This window comes from Demequina sp. NBRC 110057 (genome assembly GCF_002090175.1).
Lineage (GTDB): Bacteria > Actinomycetota > Actinomycetes > Actinomycetales > Demequinaceae > Demequina.
Genome location: NZ_BBRN01000003.1, coordinates 112,718 through 126,224 on the forward strand (window position 1 = coordinate 112,718; position 13,507 = coordinate 126,224).

Here is a 13,507-nt window from a genome sequence, read left to right on the forward strand (position 1 = left end):
CACGCGTCACTCCCAGGTGGTCGGGTACAGCTCCTCGGCCGCATCCGACGGCGGCACCCGGAGCGTCTGCAGCGCGAACGCTGCCACGTCCGAGAACACTGGCGCCGACACGACGCCGCCGTAGATGCTGGTCTGAGGGTCGAAGAGGCTGACGGACACCACGATCGCCGGGTCGTCCGCCGGCGCGACGCCGATGAAGGAGGCGACGATCGAGCTGAGCTTGCCGTCCGATCCGACGGCCTGAGCGGTGCCCGTCTTACCCGCCACACGATACCCGTCGATCTGCGCCGCGGTTCCCGTGCCGCCCTCGGTGACGTCCTCGAGCATGAGCATGACCTGCTTCGCGGTGTCCTCCGACACGACGCGGGTGCCTTCGGCCTGGTCGACCTCGTCGATGGTGCCGTCGCCGTTGCGGTAGCCCTTGATCAGGGACGGCGTCACCTTCACTCCATCATTCGCGAGTGTCTGGTACACCTGCGTGGCCTGCAGCGCGGTCACGGACACCGCCTGGCCGAACAGCACGGCGTACTTCGAACGGCCGTCCCAGTTCTCGTAGTCGTGGAGGATGCCGGCGGACTCGCTGGGCATGCCGATGCCCGTCTTGGTGCCGAAGCCGAAGGCCTTGAGGTACTCGTAGCGGGTCTCGTCCGAGAGCTTCTCGCCGATCATCACGGTGCCCGTGTTCGACGACTCCGACAGGATGCCCGCGGCGGTGAGCTTCTCGAGGCCGTGTTCGTGGGAGTCCTTGAACTCCTGGCCGTTCGGCGTCGTGTACTTGTAGGGCACCTCGAAGCGGCTCGTGGGCGTGACCACGCCCTCCTCGATCGCGGCCGCCATCGTGATGGCCTTGGCGGTGGAGCCGGGCTCGAAGACGTCCTCGACCGCCGCCGACTGGCGGTGGTCGGCGTCAGTGGCGCCGGGGTCGTTGGGGTCGACGGTGCCCGAGTCCGCCATGGCGTAGATCTCGCCGGTGGTGGCGTCCTCGACGGTGACGAAGCCGTGGGTCGCTCCTGTCTCGGCGATCGCCTCATCGAGACGCGTCTGCGCGTAGTACTGGATGTCGCGGTCGATGGTGAGCACCACGTCCTGGCCGGGCTCGGCAGGGGTCTCGGCGAACTCGCCCGTGGGGATGGCGGTTCCGTTGCCGCCCCGCTCGTAGGTGAGCGAGCCGTCGGTGCCCAGGAGCGTCTCCTCCTGAGACTTCTCCATGCCGGCGAGTCCCCACTCGACGCCCTGCCTGTCCTGGACGCCCCCCACGAAGCCCACGATGTTTCCCGCGAGGTCCCCGTTGGGGTAGAGGCGCTCCGAGACCTTCTCCGACTCGATGCCGGTGATCTTCTCGTCGCTGATGAGGTCCCAGGTCTCCGGCGTGACGTACTTCGCGATGTACTCGAAGGTGTCGTCGCCCACGAGCTTGGCGGCGAGCTCGTCCTCGTCCATGTCGAGGATGGGCGCCAGGATGGCAGCGGCGTCGAGCGCGCCCTCCGCGACGGTCTCGCCGTTCTCGACGCGCTTGAACTCCGCGATCGTCTGCTGGTTCACCCACACGTGATAGCGCGTGACGGACGTCGCGAGCACCTCGCCGTTGCGGTCGACGATGTCGGCGCGGTCGGTGCTGACAGTGGTGGTCGCGAGGCGGCTCTCGAGCGCCTGGCCGGCCAGGTCGTCGGGATCGACCACCTGGATCATCACGAGCCTGCCGGCGAACAGGGTGAGGACGCCGAGCGCACCGAGGGTGATCACCTGCTGGCGCATCTGGGGGCGGCCGATGCGCATTCCCCGCGCCCGCTTGGCGGCACCGGGCCGACGCCGGGGTGCGCCGCGACCGGCCGAGGAGGTGGGTCGTGCCGTGCGGCGCTCGTCCATCACTCTCCCTGCTCCAGCACCGCCCCATCGGCGATGGACACGGAACCGAGCGTAGAGGCGGGCTCCATGCCAAGTGCGGAGGCGCGCTCGGCAAGATACGACGGCGAGTCGTAGCGCTCGAGCGTGTCGGTCATCGCCGCTGACTGCTCGTGGAGCGACGCGATCTCGATCTTGAGGTCGCGGCGCTCGTAGGCCCCCTTGGTCATCTGGGTGTTGATGAGCAGCACCGCCGCCATCGCTCCCAGCACGATGAGGATGCAGGTCCACGCGAACGGCGCGATCGAGCGCGCCTGCTCGGGCGCCGCGACGGCGCGCAGGTGCGGGTGACGCTCGGGCGTGGGGGTCGCGGCGGCCTTGCGGGCCGTCGCCCCCACGGACACGGGACGGTGCTGACGGACGGGAGCGGCGCTCATGCGGGCCTCCTCAGGCGCGATGGCGGGGTAAGACGGATCCGCTCGACGGCCCGCAGGCGGACCGGCTTGGAGCGGGGGTTGACCTCGGCCTCAGCAGCCGGGGCCTTCTCGGCGCCGCGCGTGAGCGCGCGCAGGTAGGGCTGGTGCTCCTCCGGCACCACCGGCAGTCCCGGCGGGGCGGAGGACGTAGTGCCGGCGGCGAACGCCGCCTTCACGAGCTTGTCCTCGAGCGAGTGGTACGACTCCACGACGACGCGACCGCCGACTCGCACCCCCTCGATGGCCGCGGGCAGAGCGTCCTCGAGGACCTCGAGCTCACGGTTGACGGCGATGCGAAGCGCCTGGAAGGTCCGCTTGGCGGGGTTGGATCCCGGCGTGCGGCTCGCGGCGGGGATGCAGGCGCGCACCAGGTCCACCAGCTCGGCAGAGCGCGTGAGCGGCGCGGTGTCGCGGCGCTTCACGATCGACTCGGCGATGCGTGCGGCAAAGCGCTCCTCGCCGTAGACCCTGAGGATGCGGGTGAGCTCCTTGGTGTCGGCGTCGCGCAGCAGGTCCGCCGCGGTCACCGGGTCCTCGGGGTTCATCCGCATGTCGAGCGGCGCGTCCTGCGCGTAGGAGAAGCCGCGATCGGCCTCGTCGATCTGCAGCGAACTCACGCCGAGGTCGAGCAGCACGCCGTCGGCCAGGTCAGCGCCGGCCGCCGCGATGGCGCCGGCGATGTCGTCGTACTCGGCGTGATGGGCGACGAACCTGTCGCCGAAGCGCGCGAGGCGCTCGCTCGCGAGGGCGATGGCCTGGGGGTCGCGGTCGATTCCCACGACGCGGGCGCGGGGGCAACGCTCGAGGATCGCCTCGGTGTGGCCGCCCATGCCGAGCGTGCCGTCCACCACGAGGGCGCCGTCGTGATCGAGGGCGGGCGCGAGCAGGTCGACGCATCGGTCGAGCATCACCGGCTGGTGACGCGAGGCCGCATCGGTCATCCCTTGGCTCCCTTCCTGCTGTTGTCCCCTGCCTCCCGGTCTCCCTCCGGCTCTCTGGCGGGGGGAAGTCCGTCAGAGCGGCACGGGAGGAGGCCGCGGGGCAGGGGGTGGATCACATGGCGTCGAAGACCTCCGCCGCGGTGGCCGCGTAGTCGTCTTCTCCGCGCTCGAGGTAGTCCTCCCACGCCTGGGCGTCCCAGATCTCGACCCGGGATCCCATTCCGACCACCGCCACGTCTCGCTCGAGACCCGCGTACTTGCGCAGGGGCGCGCTGATGAGAATGCGTCCCTGCTTGTCCGGGATGTCGTCCGAGGCGTGGCCGAGGAAGTTGCGCAGGTAGTCGCGCGCGTTCTTGTTCTCCAGGGGCGCGCGTCGCAGCCGGTCGTGGATGACCGCGAACTCGTCCAGGGGGAAGAGGAACACGCAACGGTCCAGCCCGCGCGTGGCGACGAGGCCCGACGCGAGCCTCCCCCGGAACTTCGCGGGGAGGATCAGCCGGCCCTTGTCATCGAGTCGAGGCGTGAACGTGCCCAGGAAGACCCCGGTGGGGCCAAGACCGTGCGTCAGTGCATCCGACACTCGATCACCTCCCGTGCGCCACGACTCGCCCGATGCCCCCACTTTACTCCACTTCCCACCACCGTGGGGAGTTTTGAGGCAACTTTCTCCTCCTGATTGCAATATTCTCGCAGGTAAATGCCAGTGGATGAAAGTGGAGGGATTTTCGCGACGTGCCCCGCAAATCCCGGCCCAGCCCTGGTCCGGGCCGCCGTTCATCGCCTAGGCTCGGCTCCTAAGCGCGAAGGAGCCCCCATGACTCACCCCCTGCCCTCCCCCGACGACCTCGCGGAGGTTGCGGAGGTCACCGCGGCGATCCGGCACTCCATCGGGTCCGTGTTGTCGGGCCTCGACTCGGCGATCACGTCGACGCTCGCGACGGTGTTGGCGGGCGGACACCTCCTCATGGAGGACGTGCCGGGGGTGGGCAAGACCACCCTGGCCCGCGCCTTCGCGGCGTCCGTTGATTGCTCCGTGGGACGCATCCAGTTCACTCCCGACCTGATGCCGACCGACGTCACCGGCGTGAGTGTCTTCCGGTCGGACGACCACCGCTTCGAGTTCAGGCCGGGGCCGATCTTCGCCCAGGTGGTGATCGCCGACGAGATCAATCGCGCCTCGCCCAAGACGCAGTCCGCGCTGCTGGAGGCCATGCAGGAGCGCGCCGTCACCGTCGACGGCGTCACCCGGCGACTGCCGGAGCCATTCCTGGTCGTCGCGACGCAGAACCCCATCGACATGGAGGGCACCTACCCGCTGCCGGAGGCGCAGCGCGACAGGTTCATGTCGCGCGTCTCCGTGGGCTACCCGCAGCCGCGCGACGAGATGGCGATGCTCGACAGCCACGACGGCACCGACCCCTTGGACGAGGTCCGCGCCGTCACCGACACGGCCACGCTCACGCGCCTCATCGACGTCGCGCGACGCATCTATGCGGCCCCGGCCGTCAAGCAGCACATCGTCGATCTCGTCGCGCAGACGCGTACTGAGACCGCGCTGCGACTGGGCGCCTCCCCGCGCGCGTCGCTGCAGCTGCTCGCGGCTGCCAAGGCGAGGGCCGCCATGGCGGGACGCAACCATGTGCTGCCCGACGACGTGAAGGCGCTGGCGGTGGCGGTGCTCGCGCACCGCCTCGTGCCGTCGACGGAGGCACGGCTGGCCGGACGTGGCACCCAGGAGATCGTGCGCGCCATCGTCGAGCGCACCGCGGTCCCCACCGAGGCCCGCGACGCCGCCTCACCGTCGATGGCCACGGTCGCGAACGGATCCTGACCTCATGGCGGAGCCCGGCGGCGTCACGGCCCGCATGAGCCTCACCCCCCGCGGCGTCGGGATGCTCGCGTGTGGCGTCGTCATCGGCGCGGGCGGCGTGGGCCTGTCGGCGCCCGTCATGGTCTACGTCGGCGTCGCGATGACGTGCGCCGTGGCACTGGCGTGGATCTGGATGACCACCGGCCTCGCCTCCTTCACCCACCGCTTCCCCTACGCGGAGCGCACCATCGTTCCTCGGCCGCTCACCGTAGGCGTGCCGGGATCCGTCACCGTCACGATCCGGGCGCGCCGGGCGCGCCGCGGGTCGGCGCGGGGGCTGATCGCGCGTCTCCAGGTACGAGAGCAGGCGGCCGCCGAGCTCACCGGCGGCGCTGCCACCCGCGCGGCCGTGACCCGCACCGCCGACGCGCTCACGCTCGCGTACTCCCTGTCGCCCGTGCGCCGTGGCCGCTGGGACGTGGGGCCTGCGCTGCTGCATGCCTCCGATCCCCTCGGCATGCTGCTGTCGGATACGTCGTTTGGGACCGCCGAGTCCGTGTCGGTGTGGCCCCGCGTCGTCGACCTCACCGGCACGGCGGGCGCGCTGCTCGGGCAGGCCGACCGGGTGGTGCTGGGTGCACGCACGCCCTCCACGGACGATGCCGCCCTGCGGGAGTACCGCGAGGGCGACGACCTGCGCCGGGTCCACTGGGCCAGCTCGGCGAGGCGAGGGACGATGCTGGTGCGCTCCGACGAGCACGCGGGCCGACGCCCCGCCACCGTCATCCTCGATCTCCCCCACGGCCACGAGGCGCTCGAATGGTCCGTCTCGGCGGCAGCATCGATCGGCGTCTCGGTGCTCGACACCGGCCACCCGGTGCGTTTGCTTCACGGTGGCCCCCCGGGCGCGGCCGCCCACCTGGGCCAACGCGGCGGCGACGTCGCGCGTGCAGAGCTCCTCGATCAGACCGTCGACCTCGCGTCCCCCGCGTCGCGCGCCGCGGCGGAGGCAAGCCTGCTGCGCAGCGCGGCCGCCGCTGCCGAGGGGGCGCTCGAGGGTGAGGTGACGGTCGCCATCATCGACCCGCCGTCGGATCAGGCGCTGGCAGCGCTCGCTCCCATCGGCGCCACGGGGCGGGCGTGGGCGATCCTGCGCGCCGCGGCGGAGGGCGACCGCGAGGTCGCCCAGGGCGCGGCCACCCGCCTGCGCAAGGCGGGCTGGCGGTGCACGGTCGTCGGCACGGGCGACGATATTGCCGAGGTGTGGAACACGCTGCTGACCATGGACGACCTCGCGTGAGCGCCAGGAACCGGTCGGCGTCGCCGTGGCGCACCACGCCTTTGGTCGCCGTCGCGGCCGGCGCAGGCGTCTTCGCTCTGCAACCCGTGGTCGTGATGGGGACGTGGCTCGCCACGGTCATCGGCCTTCTCGCCGTCGTCACGGCCGCCGTGGTCGCCACCCGCCTCCTCAGCCGCTCGCGCGTGCTGCCCACGCTGCTGGGGCTCGCGGTGTCGATCGTGGCGATGGTCATCCTGTTCTCCCGCACGGACGAGGGCGAGCGCCACCTGCTGCCGACTCCACGCGCGCTCGTCGACCTTGGACACCTCCTGCGCGAGGGAGTCGACTATGCCGCCACCACGGTGGCGCCGGCGGACGTCACCGCTCCCCTTCAGGCACTCATCTGCGCGTGTCTCCTCCTGCTCTTCCTCGCCGCCGAGCACATCGCCGTGTCCTGGCGCGGGGCCGCGAGCGCCGGGCTGGTGCTCATGCTGCCCTGGCTGCCCGCCGCGGTGTTCCAGCAGCGGGTGCCGCTCGTGTGGCTCGTCGTGGCCCTCGGCGCCTGGCTGCTGACGCTGGCCGCGAGCCGGCGGGGCGACCCCGCCTCCCCGCCGGGGACCGCCGGCGGCGCCGTGGCCGCGACGGCCGCCTCGCTCGGCCTCGCGCTGCTCGTGGTGCCGAGCGCTCTTGGCGGCAACGGCTGGGGAGTCATTCCCCGCATTGACGCCCCCTCCGCCCTCGACGGGACCACGCGCCTCAACCTCGACCTCGACCTGCGCACCTCCCTCACGACCAACTCGACGGCCCCCGCCCTCGTCTACACGGCCGACGGCTCGCGACCGGAGGTGTTCCGGCTGTACGCCCTGGGCGCGTTCGACGGCGTCAGCTGGGTGCGCGACGAGCCCGATCCCGACGCACTGACGGACACCGAGGGCGTCCTGTGGCCGGTCGGGATCGACGAGGCGTCTCCCACCTCCGCCACCTACACGATCGACGCCGTGGGCCTTGCCGAGACGAATCTGCCCCTGCCCGCCGCTCCCCGCACCGTCGATGTCGACGGCGACTGGGGCTACGACGCGTCGCTCGACGAGGTGGTGGGGGACGACGAGTCCACGCTCAGCGCGACCTATACCGTGACGGCCGATACCGGCTACCTCACCGCCGATCGCCTGCTCGCCTCGCCAGCCGAGGCCGGCGGCGAGGGCGACGCGGGCCTGAGCGCCGCCTACCTGGAGCTTCCCCCCGCCATGGACTCCGCCCGCGTCTCCGACCTCGCGCACAGCCTCACCGAGGAGGCCACCTCGCGGTTCGCGCAGGCGGTGATGCTGCAGGACTACCTGCGCGACCCCTCCGAGTTCGACTACGACACGTCCGTGAGCCCCACCACCGGCGACACTGTCAGTTCCTTCCTCGACTCGCGCGCGGGCTATTGCGTGCAGTTCGCGACGACCATGGTCATGATGGCGCGCACGCTGGAGATCCCCGCGCGGCTTGCGGTGGGGTTCCTCCCGGGCAGCGCGGGAGACGGCGACACGTTCATCGTGCAGGGCGGCGACGCCCACGCCTGGCCGGAACTGTGGTTCCCCGAGGTGGGGTGGGTCAGGTTCGAGCCCACCCCCTCGGTGCAGACCGGATCGGCGCCGCGGTACTCCTCGAACGGGGCCAACGTGACGCCGGCGGTTCCCGACAGCCAGGCCCAGCAGCCCACGATCGCCCCTCAGCAGCCCGAGCGCCCCGACACGGGAGACGCGCCGGCGACCGGCGGTACGACCAGTACCGAGACGGGTCCGTCATGGTGGTGGGCTGCCGTCGCGGTGGTGGTCCTCGGTGTCGCAGGTGCCGCCGTGGCGATGTGGCGCGGCAGGCGCGGACAGGTGGCGGCCCCGCTCGCGGCGCCCGAGCACGCGTGGGAGTCCCTGCGCGAGGCCCTTCCCGCGGAGGCGCGGTGGCCGCGCTCCCTGACGCCGCGGGAGGCGGGCGAGCACGTTGCGGCGGCGCTCGCGGCGCAAGGCGTCGAGTTGAATGGCCCCGATCGAGAGGCGCTCACGTCACTCGCGAGCGCCGTCGAGAGTCATCGCTACTCCCCCACGGGCTGCGATGTCGAGCCGGCCCACCTCGACGCGTGGGCACGGCAGGTGGCCGATGCCGCAACCTCGGTCACGGCACGGGCCTAGCGGTTACAGGTCGCCGCTCTCGCGGCGACGGTCGAAGCGCTCCTCGAAGGTCTGCATGAAGTCCTTGCGCTGCTTGGGCGCCTGCGGGCCGGCGGACGGCTTCTTCTGCGGGGCGGCCGGCTGCTGTCCCTTGCGCGGCGTGAGCAGCGCCCACAGCGCGACGCCCGCCATGATGAGGAACCCGAAGACTCCAAGGACAGGAATCTGGGTGACGACGCCGAGAAGGACGATGCCGAGCCCGATCACCACGCCGGCGACGCCCGCGACGATGCGGGCGGGGGTCTTGGGACCCTTGTTCATGGCGCGGTGCAGGGAGGCGTCCTGCCCGAGGTCGTGCTCGAGCTGGTCCAGCACGCGCTGCTCGTACTCTGACAGCGGCATCATGCTCTCCTTTACATGCGGGTGCGCAGTAGGCACCTAGTCTAGTCAGCACCGCCCGCTCGCACCACCACACGAATCGAGGACGCCTGTGGCACGCCGATCGACCGTCACCCCCGGCATCGCGGCAGGTGTGCCACGCGGCGTCGACATGCCCATCGCTACCGGGATGGTGCGGCTCACGGACGAGCCTGATGGTTCAACGACCGTATGGGTGCGTGGTGTTCCCAGTTCTTCGATGCGCGTCGACCCCGCCGTACTCGACTTCGAGTACATGCGCCACTTCGCGGCGGCCGTCGAGGCGTGGGACGCCCCCGCCAGGATGCTCGCCCTTCACGTGGGCGCCGGGGTGTGCACGATGGCAAGGCACCTCGCGTGGCGCTACCCCGAGTCGCGCCACATCGCCGTCGACATCGACGCGACCCTGCCCGAGCTTGCCCGCCAGTGGTGGGACCTTCCGCGCGCGCCGCGCCTGAGGATCCGCGCGCAGGACGGCCTCGAGGCGCTGGCCGACCGGCACGACGACAGCGTCGACCTGGTGCTGCGCGACGCGTTCTCGGAGGCGCTCACTCCCCCGGCACTCGCCGGCCCGGAGTGGTGGGGTCACGCGCAACGGGTGGTGCGCCCCGGCGGACTCGTGCTCGCCAACGTAGGCACGGCTCCCGGAACCACCACGCACCTGGCCGATGCCGCTGCCGCGCGGGAGGCGTTCGCGAACGTGGTCGCGGTCGGCGAGCCCGCCGTGATGAAGGGCAGGCGACGCGGCAACGTGGTGCTCGTCGCGGGCGACGTCGACGTCCACTCCCTGCGCCGCTACGCGGCCTCGGCGCCGCTGCCGACCGGCGTGGATCCCGGCTGGGCCAGCTAAGCCGGCCGCCGCATCGCCCACGGGCACAAGAAAGGGCCGCCACCCCTGACGGGGTGACGGCCCTGATCCGGTCAGTGGACCGGAGAAGCCTTAGAGGGGGCGGACCTGAGCGGCCTGCGGACCCTTGGGACCATCGGTGACCTCGAACTCGACGCGCTGCGCCTCTTCGAGGGACTTGTAACCGTCGGACTCGATCGCCGAGTAGTGCACGAAGACGTCGGCGCCGCCGCCGTCCTGAGCAATAAAGCCGTAGCCCTTCTCAGCGTTGAACCACTTCACAGAACCCTGTGCCATACATCTTTCCTTGTCTGTACTGCCCGCAGACGGGAGCCGAAGGCGACCTGCCCCCGGCTGTCGCCGCAATGGCTTGTTCCGGACTAGGAAAGACCGGTTCTTGCTCACTACGTTCTTGCAACCGGAACCAGCATGCCATGAATTAGGCGTGAGGGGGAGTGTCTCCTCGCTGTTGCTGCAGGAATCGTTCGAATTCAGCGCCCAACTCGTCCGCCGACGGCAGCGGGCCGGAGATGTCGAGACCTTCGTCCCGGCTCTCCATGTACGCGTCGTATTGGCGCTCGAGGCCGGCCACGAGCGCCTGAACCTCGTCCGACTCGGCCGTCTGGCGTGCGATTTCCTCGTCGGCCTTCTCCGCCTCCTCGTCGAGCCCCGACGTGTCGATCAGGAGTCCGGAGATGTCCTCGATCCCCTGAATCGCACGCTCGGCGGCCTGCGGGTAAGAACTCTGCGCCAGGTAGTGCGGGACATGCACGGCGATATTCACCGCGGGCAGGTCCCACTGCGCGAAGCGGTACTCCATGAGGTTCTGCGCGCTCGCCGGGACGTTGACCGTCCCGAAGAAGGTGGGAGCGTCGGGAAGCAGGTCCTGCGGCGTGCCGTGGACGGTCGCGGTGAGCGGACGCGTGTGCGGCGCGGCCATCGGGATGCCATACGCGCCGAGGGTCAGCCCCACGCCGGTGCGCGTGACGATCTCCTTCACCGTCCGGATGTACTGCTCCCAGCGGATGTCGGGCTCAAAACCGTGCAGCAGCAGGAACGGCGTCGATTCCTTGTCATGGACAAGGTCCAGGTACAGGTGCGGCTCGTCGTAATCCGTCCATTCGTTGACCGAGAAGGTCATCTCCGGGCGGCGCGAGCGGTAGTCGAGGAGCTGGTCGATGTCGAAGGTGGCGACGCGCTGCGCCTCGCCCGCGTCGAGAATCTGCTGCGCGACGAGCGCGCCAGCCTTGCCCGCGTCGATGAAGCCGCGCAGCGAATGCACGAGCACGGCGCCTTCCTTCGGGGCGACGGAGGCCCACGCCTGCACGCCCTCCGCGTCCCAGCTGATCAGAGGAAAAGTCATAGTCCCGTCATTGTCCCACTTGCTCACGCATCGGCCGATGCGCTCCGTGCGTCAACGGGACGCACGCGCCCGGCATTCCCGCGCCGGAGAGAGTAGCGCTCGGGGCTGTCGATGGGGATAATGGACGACTGCCTCGGCACGACCGGCACGAGGCGACGAAGGGCAGGCGCATGCAGGACGACAGCACCCGGACCGCTCTCAAGGAGGGCCTGGATGCCGAGCAGAGGGTCGTGGACGGGCTGTACGCACGTCTCGACGAGCTGCGGGGGGAAACCGAGGCGAGGCTCGCTCACGTGCGCCGCGACGGGCCGTCGGGCTCGCCGCAGAACCGCTCGGAGCGTGACGCCTTCGCGACGCTGTACGAGGACCGCATCGCGCAACTGGATGCCGTCGAGGACCGGCTGTGCTTCGGCCGCCTCGACATGCGCGACGGCGACCGCCTGTACGTGGGGCGCATCGGCCTGTCCGACGCCGACCACGCTCCCCTGCTGACGGACTGGCGCGCGCCTGCCGCCCGCGCGTTCTACTCCGCGACGGCAGCGGACCCCGGCGGCGTCATGAGCCGCCGCCACCTCACCACCCGCGGGCGCCGCGTCGCCGCGATCGAGGACGACGTGCTCGACGTCGAAGCGCTGCGCGAGGCCGGCCTCGAGGGCTCGCTCGCCGGCGAGGGCGCACTGCTCGCCGCTCTCGACGCGCGCCGCACCGGCCGCATGGGCGACATCGTCGCGACCATTCAGGCCGAACAGGACGCCGTCATCCGCGCCGACCTCGACGGCGCCCTCGTGGTCCAGGGCGGCCCCGGCACGGGCAAGACGGCCGTCGCGCTGCACCGCGCCGCGTTCCTGCTCTACCACCACCGCGAGCGCCTCGAGCGTCGCGGCGTGCTGCTCATCGGCCCCTCGGGGCAGTTCCTGCGGTACATCGACCATGTGCTGCCCTCGCTCGGCGAGACCGGCGCGGTGTCGACGACGCTGAACGGGCTCGTCCGCGGCGTCGACACATCTGCGGTGGAGGCCGATGCTGTGGCCGCCATCAAGGGCCGCACCGAGATGGCGGATGTCATCGCCGCCGCGGTCCGCGAGCGCCAGCGCCTTCCGCGACGCGACCAGGAGGTGCGCATCGACGGCCGCACTGTCGTGATCCGCCGGGGCGACATTCGCGACGCCCAGACGCGTGCCAGGCGCGACGGCCGTCCTCACAACGAGGCGCGGGCGTCGTTCGCCAAGGACATGATCGGGCGCCTCACGACGCAGCTGCTGGAGCAGCTCGAGACGCGTCTCGACGCCGACGACAGGATCGAGCTCGAGCGCGACGTGCGCGACTCGAAGACCATCCGCATCGCGCTCAACCTGTGCTGGCTCCCGGTGACCCCCGCGCAGTTGCTGCGCGACCTGTTCTCGAAGGCGCACCTGCTTGACCACGCGGCGCGAGGCTTCTCGCGGCGCGACCGCGACCTGCTGCTGCGCCCCGCCGGCGCCCCGTTCACCGAGGCCGACGTACCCCTGCTGGACGAGGCGGCCGAGCTGCTGGGCGACATGCCGGGAGGCGCCCCGCGCGCCGCGCAGGAGGCCAGCGAGGAGGAGCTCGACTACGCCCGTGAGGTCCTCGAGACCTTCGGCGGCGACGGCATGGTCACGGCCGAGGATCTTGCCGCACGCATGCGCGGGGGCTCGTCGAGGATGTCGGTCGCCGAGCGCGCCGCCGCCGACCGCCGATGGACCTACGGTCACGTGGTCGTGGACGAGGCGCAGGAGCTCTCCCCCATGGCATGGCGCATGCTGCTGCGTCGCTGCCCCACGCGGTCGTTCACGATCGTGGGCGACGTTGCCCAGGTGGCCTCCGCCGCCGGCACGCGCTGGTGGCCCGAGGCGATGGACCCGATCTTCGGGCCCTCGTGGCAGCTGCGCGAGCTCACCGTCTCGTACCGCATCCCGTCCGCCGTCGCCCGCGCGGCGCAGTCCTACGCGCGCGCCGCGCAGCTGCCCGTGAGCGACCTGTCCGCCGCGCGCGACCTCGACGACGCGGTGGCGACCACACGCGTGGCACCGTCCGCGCTGGCGTCCACCGCCGCATCGGCCGCGCGTGCGCACGCCGCCCGCATGGCCGACGGCGACGGCGGCCTCGTGGCGGTCATCGCGCCGCCCGAGATCGCCCGCGAGGTCGCGACGGCCCTGGGCGGGCCCGTCGAGGGCCTCAGCGTGATGACGGCTCGCCAGTCGAAGGGCCTCGAGTTCGACGTGGCCGTCGTGGTGGAACCCGCGAGCATCGGCGAGCGCCCCGGCGACCTCTACGTGGCGCTCACCCGCCCCACCAAGCGGCTCGAGCTGGTGCACGCGGAGGACCTGCCCGCGGGCCTCGACTCGCTGGCGTAGGCGG

Annotated in this window: 12 protein-coding genes; 5 read left to right on the forward strand and 7 right to left on the reverse strand. The window is 71.4% G+C overall.

From position 1 onward, the window contains the following. Positions 1-6 precede the first annotated feature (6 nt). The 4 genes from B7K26_RS00520 to mraZ all read right to left on the reverse strand — a co-directional run bounded on the left by B7K26_RS00520 (position 7) and on the right by mraZ (position 3,839). A complete protein-coding gene (locus tag B7K26_RS00520) occupies positions 7-1,866 on the reverse strand; it encodes a penicillin-binding protein 2 (protein WP_234998640.1) in 1,860 nt (619 codons plus the stop codon). Beyond that, complete coding sequence (locus tag B7K26_RS00525) at positions 1,866-2,279, reverse strand: hypothetical protein (RefSeq protein ID WP_084076741.1); 414 nt, start codon at positions 2,277-2,279, stop codon at positions 1,866-1,868. Before B7K26_RS00525 ends, B7K26_RS00520 begins: the two co-directional genes overlap by 1 nt. Next, on the reverse strand, positions 2,276-3,259 hold the full coding sequence (gene rsmH, locus B7K26_RS00530) for a 16S rRNA (cytosine(1402)-N(4))-methyltransferase RsmH (protein ID WP_084076742.1): 984 nt from the start codon (positions 3,257-3,259) through the stop codon (positions 2,276-2,278). Before rsmH ends, B7K26_RS00525 begins: the two co-directional genes overlap by 4 nt. A 112-nt stretch (positions 3,260-3,371) precedes the next feature. Beyond that, positions 3,372-3,839, reverse strand: coding sequence for a division/cell wall cluster transcriptional repressor MraZ (gene mraZ / locus B7K26_RS00535; RefSeq protein ID WP_234986640.1), 468 nt, complete (start codon positions 3,837-3,839; stop codon positions 3,372-3,374). A gap of 234 nt (positions 3,840-4,073) precedes the next feature. On the opposite strand from mraZ, the gene B7K26_RS00540 reads away from it, so the two are divergent. The 3 genes from B7K26_RS00540 to B7K26_RS00550 are packed head-to-tail and all read left to right on the forward strand — an operon-like array spanning position 4,074 to position 8,522. Next, positions 4,074-5,090, forward strand: a complete 1,017-nt coding sequence (locus B7K26_RS00540) for a MoxR family ATPase (protein ID WP_084076744.1) — start codon at positions 4,074-4,076, stop codon at positions 5,088-5,090. Between the two features lie 4 nt (positions 5,091-5,094). Next, on the forward strand, positions 5,095-6,369 hold the full coding sequence (locus B7K26_RS00545) for a DUF58 domain-containing protein (RefSeq protein WP_084076745.1): 1,275 nt from the start codon (positions 5,095-5,097) through the stop codon (positions 6,367-6,369). Then, positions 6,366-8,522 (forward strand): DUF3488 and transglutaminase-like domain-containing protein, encoded by a 2,157-nt coding sequence (locus B7K26_RS00550; protein WP_143340388.1) that lies wholly within the window; start codon positions 6,366-6,368, stop codon positions 8,520-8,522. Before B7K26_RS00545 ends, B7K26_RS00550 begins: the two co-directional genes overlap by 4 nt. Positions 8,523-8,525: 3 nt before the next feature. Here B7K26_RS00550 and B7K26_RS00555 read toward each other — a convergent pair whose 3' ends face one another. After that, positions 8,526-8,903, reverse strand: coding sequence for a DUF3040 domain-containing protein (locus B7K26_RS00555; RefSeq protein ID WP_159449560.1), 378 nt, complete (start codon positions 8,901-8,903; stop codon positions 8,526-8,528). Between the two features lie 88 nt (positions 8,904-8,991). On the opposite strand from B7K26_RS00555, the gene B7K26_RS00560 reads away from it, so the two are divergent. Then, positions 8,992-9,768, forward strand: coding sequence for a spermidine synthase (locus tag B7K26_RS00560; protein WP_143340389.1), 777 nt, complete (start codon positions 8,992-8,994; stop codon positions 9,766-9,768). A gap of 90 nt (positions 9,769-9,858) precedes the next feature. Here the strand turns inward: B7K26_RS00560 and B7K26_RS00565 are convergent, their stop codons facing one another. Together B7K26_RS00565 and B7K26_RS00570 are read right to left on the reverse strand one after the other, a co-directional pair. After that, entirely contained in the window at positions 9,859-10,062 is a 204-nt protein-coding gene (locus B7K26_RS00565; RefSeq protein WP_084076749.1) for a cold-shock protein, read from the reverse strand. A 142-nt stretch (positions 10,063-10,204) separates the two neighbouring features. Further along, positions 10,205-11,128, reverse strand: a complete 924-nt coding sequence (locus B7K26_RS00570) for a PAC2 family protein (protein WP_084076750.1) — start codon at positions 11,126-11,128, stop codon at positions 10,205-10,207. 170 nt (positions 11,129-11,298) lie between these two features. Between B7K26_RS00570 and B7K26_RS00575 the strand changes: the two genes are divergently transcribed. After that, positions 11,299-13,503 carry an AAA family ATPase gene (locus B7K26_RS00575; protein ID WP_084076751.1) on the forward strand — a complete coding sequence of 735 codons (2,205 nt, stop codon included), beginning with the start codon at positions 11,299-11,301 and terminating at the stop codon, positions 13,501-13,503. Positions 13,504-13,507 lie beyond the last annotated feature (4 nt).

What these genes read in the sequence shown, in the direction of transcription:
- B7K26_RS00520 (WP_234998640.1), bottom strand. Translation starts at nt 1,866, where the DNA reads ATGGACGAGCGCCGCACGGCACGACCCACCTCCTCGGCCGGTCGCGGC.
- B7K26_RS00525 (WP_084076741.1), bottom strand. Translation starts at nt 2,279, where the DNA reads ATGAGCGCCGCTCCCGTCCGTCAGCACCGTCCCGTGTCCGTGGGGGCG.
- rsmH (WP_084076742.1), bottom strand. Translation starts at nt 3,259, where the DNA reads ATGACCGATGCGGCCTCGCGTCACCAGCCGGTGATGCTCGACCGATGC.
- B7K26_RS00540 (WP_084076744.1), top strand. Translation starts at nt 4,074, where the DNA reads ATGACTCACCCCCTGCCCTCCCCCGACGACCTCGCGGAGGTTGCGGAG.
- B7K26_RS00545 (WP_084076745.1), top strand. Translation starts at nt 5,095, where the DNA reads ATGGCGGAGCCCGGCGGCGTCACGGCCCGCATGAGCCTCACCCCCCGC.
- B7K26_RS00555 (WP_159449560.1), bottom strand. Translation starts at nt 8,903, where the DNA reads ATGCCGCTGTCAGAGTACGAGCAGCGCGTGCTGGACCAGCTCGAGCAC.
- B7K26_RS00565 (WP_084076749.1), bottom strand. Translation starts at nt 10,062, where the DNA reads ATGGCACAGGGTTCTGTGAAGTGGTTCAACGCTGAGAAGGGCTACGGC.
- B7K26_RS00570 (WP_084076750.1), bottom strand. Translation starts at nt 11,128, where the DNA reads ATGACTTTTCCTCTGATCAGCTGGGACGCGGAGGGCGTGCAGGCGTGG.
- B7K26_RS00575 (WP_084076751.1), top strand. Translation starts at nt 11,299, where the DNA reads ATGCAGGACGACAGCACCCGGACCGCTCTCAAGGAGGGCCTGGATGCC.